The organism is Enterococcus raffinosus, assembly GCF_018917525.1.
GTDB classification, from domain to species: Bacteria; Bacillota; Bacilli; order Lactobacillales; family Enterococcaceae; genus Enterococcus_A; species Enterococcus_A raffinosus_A.
This window is the reverse complement of the sequence record NZ_JAHLOS010000024.1, coordinates 18,635-38,106: the sequence shown is the minus strand read 5'-3', so window position 1 is coordinate 38,106 and position 19,472 is coordinate 18,635. Positions and strand designations below refer to the sequence as shown.

Below are 19,472 nucleotides of genomic sequence, written 5' to 3'. Positions count from 1 at the left end.
GGGGAACGTCACATGGCAAAAGAAGTTGAATTGACCGGTCCTGACGTCATCAGGATGGTTAGTACGTACATGGGAAAAGAGCACGTGGCGTTTGTACAAAAGGCTTACGACTTTGCATATGAAGCCCATAAGCCTCAGATTCGCAAATCAGGGGAGCCTTACATTATTCATCCGATTCAAGTTGCAGGGATTTTAGCTGATTTACATATGGACCCTCACACGGTTGCGACAGGTTTTTTACATGACGTTGTAGAAGATACGCCTGTAACACTAGAGGATTTGAAAGTTGAATTTGGTGAAGATGTGGCTTCGCTAGTTGATGGCGTCACCAAATTAGGGAAAATCAAATACAAGTCTCACGAAGAACAACTGGCAGAAAATCACCGGAAAATGCTGTTGGCGATGGCGCAGGATTTACGGGTCATCATGGTCAAGTTAGCCGACCGTTTGCATAATATGCGGACATTGAAATATCTACGTGATGATAAGCAACGTAGAATTGCTCGCGAGACACTGGAAATCTATGCCCCATTAGCTGATCGTTTAGGGATGAGCCGAATCAAGTGGGAATTAGAAGATACTGCATTACGCTATTTGAATCCAAAGCAGTATTATCGGATCGTTCATTTGATGCGCAGTAAACGTGACGAACGGGAAGGTTTTGTCGCAGAGGCTGTTGAAGAAATCAAAGAAGCAACGAAAGAATTAGGGATCGAAGGCGATATCTATGGTCGTCCCAAACATATCTACTCAATTTATCGCAAAATGCGAGATCAGAAAAAACAGTTCGACGAAATCTATGATTTGTTAGCAATTCGTGTAATCGTGGATTCGATCAAGGATTGTTACGCTGTACTTGGTGCGATTCATACAAAATGGAAACCAATGCCGGGACGCTTCAAAGACTACATCGCGATGCCAAAGGCCAACATGTATCAGTCGCTTCATACAACAATCATTGGACCGAGCGGCAATCCAGTAGAAGTTCAAATTCGTACTCATGAAATGCATCAAATCGCTGAGTTCGGGGTCGCGGCTCACTGGGCCTACAAAGAAGGCAAGACTGATAAGCAGGAAACAACACAAGATAACAAGCAGTTGGATTGGTTCCGTGAGATTATCGAGCTGCAAGATGAAAGCTACGATGCTTCCGAATTTATGGAAAGTGTTAAGGGCGATATCTTCAGCGATAAGGTTTATGTGTTTACCCCTAAAGGTGATGTGACAGAGTTGCCTAAAGGTTCGGGACCATTGGATTTTGCTTACAGTATCCACACCGATGTTGGTAATAAAACTACAGGTGCTAAGGTCAACGGCAAAATGGTTCAGTTGGATTATAAACTGAAAAACGGCGATATCATTGAAATTATGACTTCGGCAAACTCCTTTGGACCAAGTCGTGATTGGCTAAACTTAGTAAAAACCAGTAAGGCAAAAAATAAAATCAAACGGTTCTTTAAAACTCAAGATCGGGAAGAAAATGTTACGAAAGGTCATGATGCAGTTGTTAAATGCATCAATGATCTAGGCTTTGTACCGAAGGAGATGCTGACAAAAGACAAGCTTTCAGAAGTATTGGATAAGTTCAATTTTCATAGCGAAGAGGATCTTTATGCAGCGATTGGCTTCGGTGAAATGAGTGCCTTGACCTTTGCTAATCGTCTAACCGAAAAAGAACGCCGGGAACAAATGAAACAAAAACAGCGTGATGCTGTTGATGAGATGGTTAATAACCCGAAAGAACCGGAAAAAATCAAGGTACGGCATGAAGGCGGCATTGTTATTCAAGGGATCGACAACCTGCTGATCCGGATCAGTCATTGCTGTAATCCTGTTCCTGGGGATAATATCGTTGGTTATATTACTAAAGGTCGTGGGATCTCGATTCATCGATCTGACTGTCCGAATATTACGAAGCAAAAAGATATTCAACAGCGGTTGATCGAAGTGGAATGGGAAGATACGACAAATTCAGTTCAAGAATATAATGCTGATTTGGAAATTTATGGCTTCAATCGTGATGGTTTGCTAAATGATGTTTTGAATATCGTTAGCGGTATGACTAAAAAATTGGTTAGCGTCGAAGCAAAACCAACCAAAGATCGATTGGCTGTCATCAACTTGACCTTTAAGATTCAAAACCTGAATCATTTATACTCAATCGTCGATAAGGTCAAGACCATTCCAGATGTCTACAGTGTGAAACGGACGAAAGGGTAGGAGATTTCTTATGCGAGCAGTTATTCAGCGTGTGAGCGAGGCAAGTGTAACGATTGATGAACAAATTATCGGCAAGATCGGTCGCGGCTTCATGATTCTTCTAGGCATCCATGAAGAGGATACGCAGGAAGATGCGGATTATTTGATTCGCAAAATTCCTTTGTTACGTGTTTTTGAAGATGCAGAGGGGAAAATAAATCAGTCTCTGCGAGATGTGGATGGTAGTGTCTTGAGTGTTTCGCAATTCACATTATATGCCGATACGAAAAAAGGAAATCGACCAAGTTTCGTAAAGGCAGCCCGCCCTGAAACGGCGATTCCCTTATATGAATATTTCAACGAAGGCCTACGCCAAGCAGGTTCAACCGTTGAGACCGGAGAATTCGGTGGCGATATGGATGTTGCATTAGTCAATGATGGGCCGGTCACGATTCTTTTTGATACAAGAGATAAATAACGAACGAAGTACAAAAGTTTAATCGCTTTTGTACTTTTTTTGTATCCATTTCAGTATAAATAAGAGATAATTGTACAAAATAGGAGAATAAGTATTTCAGTTCCTCCTAATATAAACAAGGAGTCGAATGTATGAAAACACGAACGGAATATGATTCAATGGGTCCAATTGAAGTGCCAAAAGAGGCTTGGTGGGGAGCACAAACCGAACGAAGTCGCCAAAATTTTAAGATTGGCGGGGAAAAAATGCCACCGGAGTTATTGCGTGCTCTTGTATTGGTCAAAAAAATGGCCGCAGTTGCTAACCAACGAACGGGAAAATTAGCTGCTGAAAAAGCATTAGCTATTCAACATGCTGCGGATTTGCTATTGAAGGGTGAAAATTGGGCAGAGTTTCCACTAGTAGTTTGGCAAACAGGTAGCGGAACACAAACCAATATGAATGCTAATGAAGTTCTTGCTCATCTAGCAAGCCAGAAAAATCTTACTATCCATCCGAACGATGATGTGAATATGTCTCAGAGTTCCAATGATGTTTTTCCAACTGCATTGCACATTGCTGGAACGTTTGTAATCGAGAAAAATTTATTGCCGGCAATTCATGAGATGATTGGTGTGCTGGAAGAGTTAGAAGAAAAGAATCAGCATGTGATCAAGGTTGGTCGAACGCATTTGCAGGATGCGACTCCTGTAACCTTTGCACAGGAGGTCAGCGGTTGGCGTTCCGCGCTAGAGCACAATGAGAATATGCTGATCAATAGTTTGGCTGAACTACGCCAGTTAGCAATTGGCGGAACGGCTGTTGGAACTGGTTTAAACGCATCTAAAGCCTATGAACGAGCATTTATTGAAGCTTTAAATGAAGAGACAGGAATCCATTTCATCGGAGAGAGCAATAAGTTTCATGCCTTAGCGAATCGTGATGCCGTTGTGTATGTTAGTGGTGCGCTAAAGGCCTTGGCGGCGAATTGTATGAAGATGGCGAATGATATTCGGTGGCTAGCAAGTGGTCCTCGTAGTGGGTTAGGGGAGATTACCTTGCCAGCTAACGAACCTGGGAGCTCGATCATGCCGGGAAAGGTTAATCCGACACAGTGCGAAGCATTGGCGATGGTCGCAGTACAAGTAATGGGGAATGATACGGCAATTGGGATTGCGGCCTCACAGGGGAATTTTGAGTTGAATGTCTATTTACCGCTGATCGCTTTTGATCTATTGCAAAGTGTTCGCTTACTGACAGATTCCTTGCACTCCTTCAGTGCTAATTGTTTGAAGGGCTTAGTTGTAAATGAAGCACGGATGGCTGACTTATTAGAACAGTCCTTGATGTTAGTAACAGCTCTGAATACGCATATTGGTTATGACAAAGGTGCCGAGATTGCTAAGAAAGCCTTTAATGAGGGAACTACTTTAAAAGAAGCGGCGTTGTCCTTAAGGTATGTAACTGCGGAAGAATACGAGAATTGGGTCCGTCCGGAAAAAATGATTGGAGATAATTTTGATGACTATTTATGATGAAGCGTTAACAGCGCATAGAAAATGGCGAGGAAAGATCGAAGTAACCAGCAAAGCCAAAGTACACAACAAAGACGATCTGTCTTTAGCTTATACTCCTGGCGTAGCTGAACCATGTCGGAAAATCGCTGAAGATAAGAATAAAGCGTATGACTATACTTGGAAAAGTAATAGTGTAGCAGTGGTTACAGACGGCACAGCGGTTTTAGGATTGGGAGATATCGGACCGGAAGCGGCATTGCCTGTGATGGAAGGCAAAGCGCTGCTATTTAAGGAATTCGCAGATATTGATGCCGTACCGATTTGTTTAGATACTAAAGATCCGCAGGAAATCATTCAAATCGTTAAAGCAATTGCACCGACTTTTGGGGGAATTAATTTAGAAGATATTAGTGCGCCACGTTGCGTAGAGATAGAACGAGCCTTGATCGAAGCACTAGATATTCCCGTTTTTCACGACGATCAGCATGGGACAGCAGTTGTAGTAACGGCTGCCTTGATCAATGCCCTGAAGCTGGTTAAGAAAGAACCGCAGAATTTGAAAGTTGTTATTTCAGGAACTGGTGCTGCAGGCAGTGCGATCATCCATATGTTGGTTGATCTTGGTGTGAAGAATATCATTGCCTTCAATAAAGATGGTGCGTTGAATGACGAGATGACAACGGCTACCTTTGTTGAAAAGGAAATCTTGGAATTAATCTCGCCAACTGATTTTACTGGTACGATGGCAGAAGCTTTTGTTGGTGCAGATGTTTTCATAGGTGTCTCTGCACCGAATTTAGTTACCAAAGAGATGGTCGCTTCTATGAGTGACGGCAACATTGTTTTTCCGATGGCAAATCCAGAACCGGAGATCACTTATGACGAAGCGATTGCCGGCGGTGCTTCAGTCGTGGGGACTGGGCGTTCAGATTATCCAAATCAAATCAATAATGTCTTGGCCTTTCCTGGTCTATTCCGAGGAGCATTTACTGCTGAAGCCACAAAAATTACTTCACGGATGAAATTGGCCTGTGCACATGCAATTGCTGATTCAATTCCTTATGGGGAACTGAACTCTGATTACATCATTCCTTCCGCTTTTGATGAAAATGTCGTGGATTTGATCACAATGAAGGTAGCCGAGGCCGCTAGAAAAGATGGCGTGACACGCTAACACGAATGCTGTCATATCAAGGGTGGAAAGAATTTTCTATCGAGCTGCTGCCGTAGTTTAAAAGTATCAAATCCAACTTTTGAAGGTGATCAAATGGAAATCAATCAAAAAATCAAAACAGAACGGCAAGCCGCAGAATGGACACAGGAACAATTAGCAGATAAAATTTTCGTATCGAAGCGTACGATTTCAAATTGGGAAACGGGCAAGACTCTTCCTGATATTGAGAGTGTCCTGCGCTTGGCGAAAGTTTTTCAAATTTCGTTAAATGATTTATTGGTAGAAGATTCCGCTGTAGTGAAAGAATTGAAACGAAAAGAAGAGCTGGCGAATATATCCGGTATTTATTATTTGGGGCCAGTGTTGACAGGGGTTATTCTGATACTTTTAATGTATTTGCCTTTACGAAATGCTAATGAAGTATTTTTGTGATTGATCGTTGCCGCCTTAATAACAAACTTTAGTACTTTATCCGCACTTAAGTGGAAGATCGCTCACTTGAAAGGCCAAGAAGAAAAGTTTTATAAAGAATTGAAATACATGAAAATCGCCGGTGTGAGTATGGTTGTAATTACTTTTATTTTTATCATCGCATTACATTTCATTTAGAGAAGAGGTCCTTAAATGAGTAAAATATTCAAAATGAGTTTTGGTTCGATCTATCCCCTGTATCTTAAAAAGATCGAGAAAAAGGGGCGAAGTAAAGAAGAGTTAGACCAAGTTATTTATTGGTTGACCGGCTATGACGAAGAGGGACTGCAAAAGCAAATTGATTCTGGTAATGATATGGAAACTTTTTTTGTTGAAGCTCCTGAATTGAATGAAAATGTCTCCTTGATCAAAGGCGTAATCTGCGGCTATCGAGTGGAGGATATTGAAGAGCCTTTGATGCAGAAAATTCGTTACATGGACAAATTAGTGGATGAATTAGCTAAGGGTAAGAAGATGGAAAAAATCTTACGGAAATAATTGTCGCAGCGAGTCTTTTTTGATTCGCTGTTTTTTTATAACCTTTTTTATTGAATGATGTCGTGTTAAACTACGTGCAGTTAAATAAGAAATCAGGATTTGTAATGGATCGAAAGTGGCGAGTGATCAATAGAATGAGAAGGATCATTTTTGTGTTACTTGGAATCTCGATGTTCTATATTTCTTATAATAATTAGCAAATGGAACAAGAATTTCTTGCAAGTTCTAAGGGGCGTTCTTTGGGAACGGTCCATATTGAACAAGGCGTTCAGACTGTCAATTTTCCTGAGAATAGTTATGGAGTATCAATTGATGGGAAACGTAAAGAGGGGGAACAGGTTTACATTTACTATCAAAAAGACAAGCCTTATCGTATCTCTACCTCACCTAACGAATATCAGACAAAACAAGATATTATCAAACCGCTATTAGGTGGTATTTTCTTTATAGGTTCCGTCATATTGACTCAAGTTTTCTCAATAAAAATTACTTGAAATTCAATGAATCAATTTTTAATTCTAGATTTTTATATAAAGGACCGTTAAGCAAGCTTTCTTTTTTATGGGTATAAATGGAAAAAAGCGCCATTTAATGGATGGAATTTTCAAACCATATATGGTTTTGTGGTATACTACGTAGGAATCTATTTTTAAAGGAGGAGCCTCATGGCAGAGAAAGATACATTTTATATTACCACGCCAATTTATTATCCAAGTGGCAAGCTGCACATTGGGAATTCTTATACAACGATTGCCTGTGATGCGATTGCTCGCTACAAACGCATGATGGGCTTTGACGTGTTTTATTTGACTGGGGTCGATGAACACGGACAAAAAATTGAAAAGAAAGCCGAAGAACTTGGTGTCAACCCACAAGAATATGTGGATAAGATGGCAACGGATATCAAAAAATTATGGAAGACGTTGGACATCAGCTACGACAAATTTATTCGGACGACAGATGATTATCATCAAGCAGCGGTTAAAAAAATCTTTGACCAATTGTTAGAACAAGGAGATATCTATCTAGGGGAATACGAAGGCTGGTATTCTGTTTCGGATGAAGAATATTTTACTGAGACACAATTAGATGAAGTATATCGCGATGAAGAAGGCAACGTGATCGGCGGGAAAGCGCCAAGTGGTCATGAGGTCGAATTAGTGCGCGAAGAGTCTTACTTCTTCCGGATGAGCAAATATGCGGATCGTTTAGTGGAATATTATGAAGAGCATCCGGAGTTTATTCAGCCGGAATCACGTAAAAACGAAATGGTCAACAACTTCATTAAACCTGGTTTAGAGGATTTAGCGGTATCACGGACAACCTTCAAATGGGGAATTCCAGTTAATGCGAATCCTGAACATGTGGTTTATGTTTGGATTGATGCGTTATCAAACTATATCACCGCTTTAGGTTATGGTTCTGATGATGACAGTCTATTCCAAAAATACTGGCCGGCAGATGTTCAAATGGTTGGTAAAGAAATTGTACGTTTCCACACCATTTATTGGCCAATCATGTTGATGGCCTTAGACTTGCCATTACCGAAGAAGATTTATGGTCACGGCTGGTTAATGATGAAAGACGGCAAAATGTCTAAATCAAAAGGAAACGTTGTTTACCCTGAAATGTTAGTCGAACGTTATGGGTTAGATGCTGTACGTTACTATTTATTAAGAGCGATCCCATTTGGTTCAGATGGCGTGTTCACACCGGAAGATTTTGTTTCTCGGGTGAATTATGATTTAGCCAATGACCTTGGAAACTTATTGAACCGGACAGTGGCTATGATCAACAAATATTGCGACGGCGTTGTCCCAGCTTATAAATCGCTAGTGACAGATTTTGATAGTGAACTATCTACAACGGCTGCGAATGTTGTGAGTCGTTACCGTGAAGCAATGGATAAAATGGAATTCAACAACGCGTTGGCTGAAGTTTGGACATTGGTTTCTCGCGCAAACAAATATATTGATGAAACAGAGCCTTGGGTTTTAGCGAAGGATGAAGAACGCAAAGCGGAATTAGACAGCGTAATGGTTCATTTAGCTGAAAGCTTGAGGATTGTAGCGATTCTCTTACAGCCGATTATGACCCAAACACCAAAACGTATTTTTGAACAATTAGGCCTAAATGCTGACATGATGAATTTAGAAACGATTCATTTCGGTGAATTCCCAGAAAATACGAAGGTAACACCAAAAGGCAAACCAATCTTCCCACGTTTGGATGTGGATGAAGAAGTTGCTTATATTAAAGCAAAAATGTCTGAAGGCAGTCAGCCAGAAGAAGAAAAAATCAAATGGAATCCAGAAGAGACCGAACTTGTTTCAGTCAAAGAGAAGGAAATCAAATTTGATGTTTTCGATAAAGTCGAATTAAAAGTCGCAGAAGTCATGGAATGTAAAAAAGTCGAAGGTGCCGACAAATTATTGCAATTCCGCTTAGACGCTGGCGACAAGCAAGATCGTCAAATTTTATCTGGGATTGCAGAATTCTATGCTGATCCAGAAAGTTTAGTTGGCAAAAAACTAATCATCGTGGCGAACTTGAAGCCGCGGAAAATGCGTGGCGAGATCAGTCAAGGAATGATCCTTTCAGCAGAAGCTCCAGATGGTACGTTGAAAGTCGTTGAAGCACCAGCCGATATGCCGAATGGCGCAATAGTAGGATAAATTAAAAGTCGAAATCCAATCAAGTGGATTTCGACTTTTTGTTTACCTAATTTTTTTGATAAATCTTCTAGTGAAAAGAATAATCCAGATTAAGCTGCTTATCGTTCCAAGCAATAGATAAAAAATAGCATGATAGCATCCCGCATGACAACAAGCATACCAATCGAGAAAACTTTAAGTGTTTACCGCATATTTCGTTCTCCAGACGCAGACGAGCCATTTTTTTCCATCTGTTTAATCTGAGCCGTGGTCATCGAACTACCAGCGACAGGTTTTCAAGTTGCGACGAGTTGAAGGATCATGACCTTTCTTTCTTGATGAATTCTCCATATTATCTTAATGATCTTTTTGGTTGTACTATAGTTTCAAGTATTTTTAGAACTGTTTAAAATACTATATTTTTAGTAATAGACTAAATACTTCTTTTTTTGAATTTAAAAATAACGAACTTCAATTTTCGTAGTAAATGTAAATTGAATCACTTAGATAAAAACTTACTTATAATTATTCTTTTGTGTAAAAGAATTTTTGTTCGCAATCATAACCTAACTATATTTTTAGGATATTAAAAATATAGCTAGGTTAGTGTTGTTATCATACTTTTAGGAGATATATTCAATTTTCCTTTAGAATTATTAATACGAATTAAATTAAAACCATTTAATTAATAAAATATTAATTAAATAAATACTCATTTTTTTAATAGATACTAAAAGATAAGAGTCTAATAACGATGAGCAGAGCTTATAAGGTATGGAAATAAACGTAATTCCACATTATTATTCTTAATAAATAACTAGAATAAAATTAATTTCAAATTTGAAAATCTCCATTATATTTAATAGAATAATAACACCGATGGAGGTATTTTCGGGTGAAGGGAGGTTAAAAGATGCTTAGGGGAAAACTACAGTTTCTAATTGTGTTAGGGGTCATTTTTTCAAGCTTAGTAGGTTTGTTGGATGTGAAAACACAGACATTTGCAGAAACAAGTTCAAACGTGTTAATTGACGAGCCATTTCTGAATGTTTCTTATGATACAGAGCAAACGGAAGAAGGAAATGTTTTTCGAGTCAATTTAAAACGAGAAGCTGACGGTGAGCAGAAAGAAAGTCGTTTGAAGTTAAAGCTACTAACGGAAAGCAACGAAGTGATTGAGTATCCTATGGTCAACGGGATGGAAAAGAAGGATGACTGGTTCATCGAAAAAGAATTTACCTCTTCAGCAAAATATGTTTTAAAAGTTGTGCTTCCTAAGAAAGAGAAAAAGCTTCAATTGTTCATCGAACTAAATGAACAAAGTTTGAACAATCAAACAAAAGAAAAAAGTACAAAGGAATCGAATACGGATGTTCTTGGGCTAACAGAGCCTTTAGTGTTGGAGATGGGAAAAACAGAGAATTCAAAAAGCTCTAAAAAATCGGCTTCTAGTAGTTCAGCTAATCAAGAAGCTCCAGTTACGGCAAACAGTTTTTCGCTCTATTCTGATCAGAATAGTCAATCACAATTGGCTGGTGTATCAGCTGCAAGAAGTTCTAGAAATTTAGTTCATGAAAATTTTTACACCAACAAAGTACCAAGCTATAAAACGGATAATGGGAAATATCCGGAATATTCATGGCAGCCGACAGGACAGACCAACGTCATCAATCATCAAGGGGGAAATGAAAGTGCTGCTGGCTGGGATGGGTTAACCAGCTGGAACGTACAAGGTGATGATCGAACGAACTCTTATATCCATTATGGTGATGCGAGTAACCCCAACTTATCATTGCGGAAACTGGCAATGGAAACGAACAAAAAGGACGAATTCGATGTTCGGTTAAATGTTCGCGGAAATTACAATTATAAACCGGGTGTTGATATTGTTTTTCTACTGGATAATTCAGGTTCGATGACTACCAAGAAAAAGAGTGACGCTGTAGCTTCGATTGAAAAACTAATTACTGAAGTGAAAAAGATCCATGTTCCAGATGCCGATAATATCCGTATGGGGGCACATGTCTTTTCAGATTATCTACCTGGCAGTCCAGATGCCACAGTAGCGATCTCAGGTCAGGAAAGTGCTTGGGACAATATTGTTAATCAATACAGGAATCTTACGCCAAGTGGAGGGACATTTACCGAGCGTGCCTTGATGGTTGGTAAGGATGTACTTGATGCTGCTGATCCTGATGGGACAGATGGTCGAAAAAAATTGATGTTTATTCTGACAGACGGGGCACCGAATCTTAGCTTCTATCCAACGGGAGCAGTAACGGATTCGAGTATGTATTTTGACCAAGTTTACATCACTAAAAATTCTGCAAAATATCCTGAAGGAGATCCCAATGCGGGAAAATATCGTAGTGGAGACCAATTAGGGAATTGGGAATATTCTGTTGGGCTTAAGGAGCCGTGGCCAGTTGGTAGTTTGAAGATCACAAGTCACATTACGACGACTAATTCAACTGCACGAAATCTTAAAGATGCTGGAGTAGAGATTCATTCTCTGGCACTGGACATTGGACCTACTGCTACAGAATATCGTCATACAAAAGCAGATATGATCAAAGGCCTATATAAAATGTCTTCGAAAAAAGCCAATGCTACTGGCGAAACGCAAAATGATTACTTCTTTTATGAAACGGATAATAGTGAGGAATTAACGGAATATACCAAGAATTGGTATCATACGATTCTGCGAACAGTCGATGCAGGGAAAATCAATTTTTCTATCGGGAATATGGTGGAACTTATTAGTACCCCCGTTGCGAGCTCAGTAGGAGAAACATCCGTTGAGTTACCGACAGTGACCAGCAGCAATGGAAAAATTGAAGTGAGTAATATCAATTTGTTCGGCGGTCAGGAAATTCAGCTTGATTACAAAGTTCGCCTGAAAACTGAGGATGCAAGTTTTGTGTCGGGAAGATGGTATCCGGTCAGTACAGATTTTGTTGAATTGACACCCACGCCAACACGTACAACGGATTTATTGTACTTTGGGATTCCTTCGGTTCGAGCGGTGAATGAAGACTTTGTCATTCCGGTAAAAAAAGTCTGGTCAAACGATTCTGAAGACTACTGGCAAAAACGACAAGAAATAACTGCTGTTCTGCAAAGGAAAAACGGGAACGAATGGACAAATGTTCATCAAGTTAAGTTGAATGCAGGGAATAATTGGACTGCTGATTTTCCGGCAGTTGATGGGAAGACAGATATTGATTATCGCGTGATTGAGAAGGTTGGCAATCTGGATAAAGTACCAGGCTATGCGAAGCCGGAATACAGCAAGACAAGTTTCAGTTCCAACAATTTGGGTACTAATGGGATTGTCATCACGAACCGCTTAATGACAACTGACTATACGTTTACCAAGTTGAAAGAAGATGGAACAGCCTTTACGGGAACGAACAAACCTGAGTTTACGATTGAAGATACTAAGGGAAATAAACTCACGGGTATTAAACCAAATGATGCCGGCTTAGTTAAGATTGAGGGGTTACCAATAGGGACTTACACAGTGAGTGAATCTGTCGTTCCTACCGGCTATAAGAAGATGGCTGATTTTACGATCGTCGTCACGGAAAAAGCGGATGGAACTGGTGTTGTCGCCAAGGTCAATGGCAAAGAAGAAAGTATCACTGTTATCAATGAGCTTAAAGAAATCGTTATTCCAGTTGAGAAAAAATGGGTAGACGAACGAGATGGAACAGCGAATTTCTGGAAGTTGCGGCAAACAATAACTGCCGTTCTGCAAAAAAAGGATGGAGAAAATTGGATCGACCTTTATCAAGTTTCATTGAATGCTACAAACAGTTGGAAAAATTCTTTTCCAGCGGTGGATCGAGATTCCAATATTACTTATCGAGTGATTGAACGAGTTGGAAATGTCGAAAAAGTGTCAGGGTATGAAAAACCAAGTTATAGTCAAACCTCTTTTCAATCAGCAACGCTGGATGCAAAAGGAATCCTTATTACTAATAAACTGATGACCACTGATTATTCCTTTAAGAAAGTGATGGAGAATAACCAACCTTTTTTCGGTGATAGTTTGCCAAAATTCAAACTTACAGAAACAACAAAAAACATTGAAGTTATAGACAATGTTGCGCCAGATGCAAGTGGAATCGTTGAATTCAAAGATCTGCCGATCGGCACGTACCGAGTAAGTGAAACCTTTGTTCCAGAAGGCTTTAAAAAGATGGATGATTTTACGTTTTCAGTGACTGAAAAGGCCGATGGTACAGCGGTTGTTGCTGATTCAACGAATAAAACAGTCGTAAATAAGTTGAATGAGTTCAAGTTGAAAGTCATAAAGACGAACGAGCAAGGAGCAGAAATCGAAGGTGCTGTCTTCCGCTTGCGAAATTTATCAGGCACTTACAATAAAACAATCTCTTCAGGATCGACCTTTACTTTTACTGGTTTGAAGTCAGAGCTCTATTTCTTAAAAGAAGTCACTGCACCAGACAGCTATGTCGGTTTAGAAAAAGAGATTGCTGTTGATATTTTTGAGAGTGGTCATGTAGGGGTCGAAAGCCATCCTCTGGTAACGAGTTCAACCAAACTAGGTGAAACAGAAAATGTAATTACTTTAAAGGTGAAAAATCGCAGACAAACGGGTGTACTCCCTAGAACTGGAAGTTTCGGGAATCGGTACTTCGTTCTATTTTCTATTATTTGCTTAGTAGCAGGCAGCGGATTGGGTGCAGTCTACTTATACATTAATAGAAGGAGGGACTAGACATGAAAAAAAAGCGACTACTTTTCTTGTCCCTTCTAGCAGTCTTGATTGGAGTTAACATGTTGACGAGTTCCGTTTCAGCAGTTACAACAAATGAGAAAGTCGAAATCATCATCAATACAAGACCAAAAGAGGGAGAAAAAGTTCAGGGAACCGATAATTTGAACTTTACGATCTATGATTTAACGAATTGGCGTCACTCAAATGTGATGTCAGAAAAAGAAGCTAAGGAATTCTTGCTAGATAAAAATGCAACCAAAGAAGAGATGCAGAGCTTTATTCGAACAGAAGGATTGAAACCATTAAGTGAAGAGGTATTGACAGTCAATAGTGAAGGGGAAGCTAGGACCGCACTTCCACGATATCAAGAAAACAAGGATGCGGCTTATCTGATTTTAGCTAATGGAGAAACCGGAAAATTTCATTTTCTGCCAGTTGTTTTATTCTTTCCGCAACACGATGTTGACTCGGAGTTAGAGATATTCAAAGTGATGATTTATGGAAAGTATGCAGAAGAAAAAGAACCGTTAGTAGTCACACCGCCAACTGAAACGACTGAGCGACTGGTGGTTCCTAAAACACCAGTAGATACTTCCGGTAAATCATTTCCACAAACGAACGAGCTTGTAAATAGCTACTCAGTACTTGGCGTTCTCATTTTTATTCTGGCAGTTATGGGTCTAAAAAGACCCAAAAAAATAGGGGGGGAAAAATAATGAAACATAAAGTAAAATGGACAGGATTATTAACAGCAATTGTGTGTCTCGTACCACTACTAACAGGGTTATTTGGTTTGAGTGAGAATGCGGCAGCTGCAGAAACAGTGGCAGTAACCTTGCATAAAAAGAAAATGGATGAATTTCCAAATGAGGCAATTAAAAATACTGGTAAAGAAATGAATGAATTCAGTCATTACGAGGGTTTACCAGGTGTGGAGTTTACCGCGTGGGATGTAACTGCAGATTTTTATGCTAAACTGGCTTTGACAGGAAATGAATCGGAAGCCGAAGTAAAAACTAAAACGGAAGCATTGATGAAATCTTTTACTTTAGATAAATCAAAAGCCACTGAAAAAGGAAAGCAAACAACTAACGGTAACGGCGATGCAACGTTTGATGCATTGGAGAAACGAGCAGCTGACGGAACCTATAACGTCTATTATTTTGAAGAGAAATTACCAACAGGCTATCAAGGCTATTCAAATCCAACCATTCTGATATTGCCAGCGATGGATGGAGCGACTGAGTTAAGCACGATCCACTTGTATCCAAAAAATAAAATCGTTGATAAAGAAGTACCTGAGAAAATCTTAGTAGATGAGAACGGAAATAAATTACCTGATGTTCCTGCAGGAGAAAGTTTCTATACTTTTGAAGTTGGGAAACAGATCAACTACAAAGCGTCATTTACTTTTCCAAGTCAAATCGGTGAAATCATCACAGATGGCGCAACGAGTGCGCAGCAAACGCGTTACAATAAATTCGCATTCGTCGATCAGTTGACTAAAACAGGTGTAAAATTTGAGGGAATCTCAAAAATTGTGATCGATGGACGTACAATTGAGGGCAGTGATTTAACTGAATTCTATAGCCATATGACATTGACACCGCAAAACACTGCTTCTCCTTATTCAGACTATGCCGGCTTTACTTTAGCCGCTAATTTCAATGCTGAAACAAGTGTTTCTAGTGCGGCTGAATTTGCTAAGTCGAAGGCCACAGCTGATTATTTAAAACAATTTGCCGGCAAGAAAATTGAAATCACTTATGGCGTCAGTATGACAGAATTTACGCCTGTCGATGAAAAAATTGACAATGATCTAGTTGTAGAAATCACACGTGATGGTGATGTGAATGATGACCGTAACATTCTTAATCCGCCTCCAGGTTTCGGAACCGGTGGTCATAGATTCTTGAAACATGAAAGCGGCAAGGAGACTCAAACGCTAGGCGGAGCAGAGTTCGTCGTAGGCCGTGATAACGGTGGTAATGATGAGTATCTAAAACAAGATGTGGAAGGTGGAACTCCGGTCTGGGTAAGTGATCTATCTGCTGCAACGAGATTCAAATCAGAGGCTGATGGGAAAATCAAGGTAACTGGTTTGGAAATGGGCAGCTACTTCTTGAAGGAAACGAAAGCACCAAACGGTTTCGTTAAACTAGTAGAGGATACTCCGTTTGAAATCAAAAATGGTTCTTACGCTGAATCAACAACACTGAAAATCCCGAATGCGCCAAAAGGCTTCTTACCATCAACCGGTGGAAAAGGGATCATCGCCTTCCTAGTTGTAGGTTTAGGCTTAATGTTGATTGCAATCACTAAGTATCGTAAAGTTAACGAACAAGCAGTTTAATCCATAAAAGGTGCCGTATCGGTGATGATACGGCACCTTTGCATTATTCTTGCGATTCTAAGTTTTCAATATATTTGGTTAAAATATCATTGATTTTTGTGATATCTGAAAGATCGATTTGAGGTTGGAACGTGTAAACTGGAATTCCTCGGTAGGGACTATCTTCAACATTTTGAATAATCGAAGAGAAGACCATGTCGAATTTTTGTTCTTCGTTTTTTTCCACTTCAATAAAAGATAGAAAACGAACGTTGAAGAAATTACGGAAGATCTGTTCCAGCTTTTGGGCCAAGATATATTCCAAAGCCATCGTTAGATTGGTGTCAATCTTTACAACGATCTCCGGTTCGAATTTAGTAAAAATATTAATGGCGGAGAATGCTTCGCAAAACCTTGGTACAAGAAATTCGTCATTCTCCAACACAGTCGATTCCGACTGGTCACGCATTTTTTTAAGGATGTCTTCCATATAAGAATATAGATGAGGATACTTTGTTTGATAAAAAATTAAAAGATCGTAACCAGAAGCAACAGAAATAAAATTTTTAAAAAAAGTCGCATGCAAAAATGTCGATAAAATGATCGCGTGGCAGAGTTTTAAGTTCAGTTCTTCTTTAACCGGCGTATACATGATGTTGGTTTCCTCAGTGAAGAGAGTATATAGCTGATAGATCGGCGTATCAAGTTCTCTGTGCAGCTGAATCACCTCTTGGAGATTATCCTTGCGAATATAAAACTGTGGTCGACACTGAAAAAGCAACCCGATATAATTGATCTCGTGTTCCGATAGGAAAAACTCTTTTTGAAAGTCCTGATAAAAGGCCGAACGTGGAAAAAGCTGCCGCTGATTGATCTCTTTGACATAAGCTGGAATATCTTCCGGTGTTATCGGATGTTTAGAATGAAAGCGCGAAACATTCAGTGCAAATAAGTAAGAAAATTCCAGCGACAAAGTATTCTTTTTAGCCAAATCATAATTTTTCAATGCATATTTCACATAGTGCTCAATTTTTTTTTGCTCAACATTTTTGAAGGGCCAAGTGACACCGGTATAAAAGCTCCAGAAAAATTGATAGCCCAAGTAGCGAATATTGATTTCTTTACCGGTGATTTTTAATTGTTTGCCACTATACTTCAAGGATAAATGATAGGCCTCAATAAATTCGTTGATTTGTAATACCTTGCGTCTCAGCGTACTCTCACTAACAAAATAATTGTTGAGGATATCTGACGTCGCTACTTGATTGCTGAGAAATAATTCTTGCAATAAATTGAAAATCAAGGATTGCTTTAAAATATATAAAGAGAGTCTTTTATAATTAAGTTCCTCTCCATTGAAAAGGAATCCCTTTCCTTTGATGAAATCAATCGTTCCACAGGCTTCTTCCAGAAGATTCATCTGAGCTAGGTCTTCCTGTAATTCCTCCATATACTTCATGACATTTTTCTCGCCTATTTCAGTTTTAAAACACAACGTTGGTAATTTAACCCAATCTCCTGCTTGGTAAACAATATCTAATAATAAAAGTTTATTTTTAATCGCGGATTCAAATAATTCATAATCCAAAAGATTTCCTCCTAGCATTGTCCTTCATAGTTTAATTATAACATCTAGTAAGGCAAACAGAGTCTATGATACATCCGGTATTTCAGTATTCACCAAACGAACCCGACAAAATTGAAATATCTGGGTCTCCTTTTTTGATATACTCTTTTCTTATTCGGGTACCTTAGGGAATTGCGGTATCTGATTTGATTGTTCTAGCGAAACTGAAAAATAAAAAAACGTACATTATAGTAATGGTAGCAAACAGTATTATAAAAAAGATGCTTTGAGGGCCTTTTTATTATTTCAATAGACAACAAGTAACTATAAAAATATAAATTATTTGTAAAGCAGGAAAAGAAAGTAGTGAATAAGATGAAACCATTTTTAATTTTGACGAAAAATGTATTGTTTGAGCAGCCTCTGCAGAATCGATTGCAATGTTTGGGATATGAAGTGTATTGCTCTAAGCTTTTTTTCGATAAGCTACTGCATAAATTTGATGAGGAACAGATTGATAGGAAATTTGCGGCGGTTATTATTAGTGAAACTATCAGTGATAATGAGGCAAAACAACTTTTTTTAAACTTGAGCAAAATGAGCTGTTTCATCAGAAAAACATCGATCGAACCAGATGAAGAAGAACAGAAAATGATTAAAAAAATAGGTTTTTACGATTGGATCAGTGAGAGTCAATCAATTGAACGCCTTAGAGAGTACGTAGTGCATAACTTAGCCAACATGAATCATGAAAAGGAGCAAGCAAGGCTGATTTTTAATAAAGAGGGCGAAGTTAAACAAGAGGAGTTACGTGCGATTCTTCATGTACTATCGAAAAAAGAAACAGCCTTTTTCGAGAAATTACTTAATTCAAATGATGAAATAGTTTCCAGAACAGAGATGTCACGAGCAATGTGGGGAGACGGTCCTAATAGTTCTCAATTAGCTCAGATGTCTATTATTGCTAAACGAATCCGATGGAAGCTGAAAGAAATGGAAAGTGCCTTAGTCGTAGAGGCGATTTGGGGCAAAGGCTACCATTTGAAACAAAGGAATTTTGACGACGAGGCCGTTTAAGCTTTTTGATGTAGTGAAGCTATTGTAAAGTTGAAGAGGATGTTCATCATCGTACACAAAATATTTTTTTAATTTAGATGATTTTTCTAGGAGTAGTGACCATAGAAAAAAATTCGTGTTATCATAATTACAATGAGAATTTAATTAAAAAAGTATGGATCGAAAGGGTGTAACTTGATGAATTTTAAGTGTATCGTTATTTTTACAGTGAAGGATTATAATAAAAATAAAGAAAAGGATGGGTATTTGCCGCAAAATGGAACAGTGATTAATGCTTTTTTGGGCTCCAATGGGATGAATTGTCTCGCGGTTGGGTATGTGAAGTAGCAGCGAACTAACTTGTGGGCTTCAATAAAGACTTTAGTGGTATTTTTTTAAGCGAGTTGGCGATGATTTCAAATAATGCTGGTTCGTTCGTGTTGTGATTGCTCTTTTGAATGTGAAGCGAAAGCTGGTGATTGTTTTGGATAGTCATGTGATTAGAGATATTGCGTTTGTTGGTATTTTCTGTACGGGTCTTTTACTAGTGATCGCTTTGATTACTCGCTTAACAAATGGGCTTTTTTTCTCAAGGTTTCCATGGCAGTTTGTAAACGATCGAGATGATCCAAGATTTGAGGCGGAACGTAGGACAGGAAAAGCTTACAGTTATTTTATATTTAAGTATGTACCACCGTTTTTGATTGGATTTCTATTGTTACTTTTGTGGACCTATTTGTCTTAATAGGGGCTTTGCAAGGCGGTTAACTAATTTTGCAAAGAATTATCTTTTAATAGAG

14 protein-coding genes are annotated in these 19,472 nt (G+C 38.9%); 13 read left to right on the top strand and 1 reads right to left on the bottom strand.

The window, feature by feature from the left end; all coding sequences use genetic code 11:
* The first annotated feature begins 12 nt into the window (after nucleotides 1-12).
* The 11 genes from KQI58_RS14580 (at nucleotide 13) to KQI58_RS14530 (ending at nucleotide 16,070) form a co-directional block, all read left to right on the top strand.
* On the top strand, nucleotides 13-2,220 hold the full coding sequence (locus tag KQI58_RS14580) for a RelA/SpoT family protein (RefSeq protein ID WP_216409783.1): 2,208 nt from the start codon (nucleotides 13-15) through the stop codon (nucleotides 2,218-2,220).
* A gap of 10 nt (nucleotides 2,221-2,230) precedes the next feature.
* Entirely contained in the window at nucleotides 2,231-2,677 is a 447-nt protein-coding gene (dtd, locus tag KQI58_RS14575; RefSeq protein WP_216409782.1) for a D-aminoacyl-tRNA deacylase, read from the top strand.
* Between the two features lie 131 nt (nucleotides 2,678-2,808).
* Nucleotides 2,809-4,191, top strand: a complete 1,383-nt coding sequence (gene fumC, locus KQI58_RS14570) for a class II fumarate hydratase (RefSeq protein ID WP_216409781.1) — start codon at nucleotides 2,809-2,811, stop codon at nucleotides 4,189-4,191.
* Nucleotides 4,178-5,347, top strand: coding sequence for an NAD(P)-dependent malic enzyme (locus KQI58_RS14565; RefSeq protein WP_216409780.1), 1,170 nt, complete (start codon nucleotides 4,178-4,180; stop codon nucleotides 5,345-5,347). The genes fumC and KQI58_RS14565 overlap by 14 nt, the downstream gene beginning before the upstream one ends.
* Before the next feature lie 93 nt (nucleotides 5,348-5,440).
* Nucleotides 5,441-5,779: a helix-turn-helix transcriptional regulator gene (locus KQI58_RS14560; protein ID WP_253295963.1), complete on the top strand. Its 339-nt coding sequence runs from the start codon at nucleotides 5,441-5,443 to the stop codon at nucleotides 5,777-5,779.
* Nucleotides 5,780-5,971: 192 nt separating this feature from the next.
* Nucleotides 5,972-6,316 (top strand): DUF2200 domain-containing protein, encoded by a 345-nt coding sequence (locus KQI58_RS14555; RefSeq protein ID WP_216409779.1) that lies wholly within the window; start codon nucleotides 5,972-5,974, stop codon nucleotides 6,314-6,316.
* A gap of 239 nt (nucleotides 6,317-6,555) precedes the next feature.
* Complete coding sequence (locus KQI58_RS14550) at nucleotides 6,556-6,810, top strand: hypothetical protein (RefSeq protein ID WP_253295962.1); 255 nt, start codon at nucleotides 6,556-6,558, stop codon at nucleotides 6,808-6,810.
* Between the two features lie 171 nt (nucleotides 6,811-6,981).
* A complete protein-coding gene (gene metG / locus KQI58_RS14545; protein ID WP_216409778.1) occupies nucleotides 6,982-8,991 on the top strand; it encodes a methionine--tRNA ligase in 2,010 nt (669 codons plus the stop codon).
* Nucleotides 8,992-9,883: 892 nt separating this feature from the next.
* Nucleotides 9,884-13,717: a SpaA isopeptide-forming pilin-related protein gene (locus KQI58_RS14540; protein WP_216409777.1), complete on the top strand. Its 3,834-nt coding sequence runs from the start codon at nucleotides 9,884-9,886 to the stop codon at nucleotides 13,715-13,717.
* 2 nt (nucleotides 13,718-13,719) lie between these two features.
* Nucleotides 13,720-14,433 carry a pilin N-terminal domain-containing protein gene (locus tag KQI58_RS14535; protein WP_216409776.1) on the top strand — a complete coding sequence of 238 codons (714 nt, stop codon included), beginning with the start codon at nucleotides 13,720-13,722 and terminating at the stop codon, nucleotides 14,431-14,433.
* Nucleotides 14,433-16,070 (top strand): SpaH/EbpB family LPXTG-anchored major pilin, encoded by a 1,638-nt coding sequence (locus KQI58_RS14530; RefSeq protein WP_216409775.1) that lies wholly within the window; start codon nucleotides 14,433-14,435, stop codon nucleotides 16,068-16,070. The genes KQI58_RS14535 and KQI58_RS14530 overlap by 1 nt, the downstream gene beginning before the upstream one ends.
* A gap of 43 nt (nucleotides 16,071-16,113) precedes the next feature.
* On the opposite strand, the gene KQI58_RS14525 is transcribed toward KQI58_RS14530, so the two are convergent.
* Nucleotides 16,114-17,637 (bottom strand): helix-turn-helix domain-containing protein, encoded by a 1,524-nt coding sequence (locus tag KQI58_RS14525; RefSeq protein ID WP_216409774.1) that lies wholly within the window; start codon nucleotides 17,635-17,637, stop codon nucleotides 16,114-16,116.
* A gap of 354 nt (nucleotides 17,638-17,991) precedes the next feature.
* On the opposite strand from KQI58_RS14525, the gene KQI58_RS14520 reads away from it, so the two are divergent.
* Together KQI58_RS14520 and KQI58_RS14515 are read left to right on the top strand one after the other, a co-directional pair.
* Nucleotides 17,992-18,693, top strand: coding sequence for a helix-turn-helix domain-containing protein (locus KQI58_RS14520; protein WP_253295961.1), 702 nt, complete (start codon nucleotides 17,992-17,994; stop codon nucleotides 18,691-18,693).
* Nucleotides 18,694-18,870: 177 nt separating this feature from the next.
* On the top strand, nucleotides 18,871-19,020 hold the full coding sequence (locus KQI58_RS14515; protein WP_216409772.1) for a hypothetical protein: 150 nt from the start codon (nucleotides 18,871-18,873) through the stop codon (nucleotides 19,018-19,020).
* The last annotated feature ends 452 nt before the right edge of the window (nucleotides 19,021-19,472 follow it).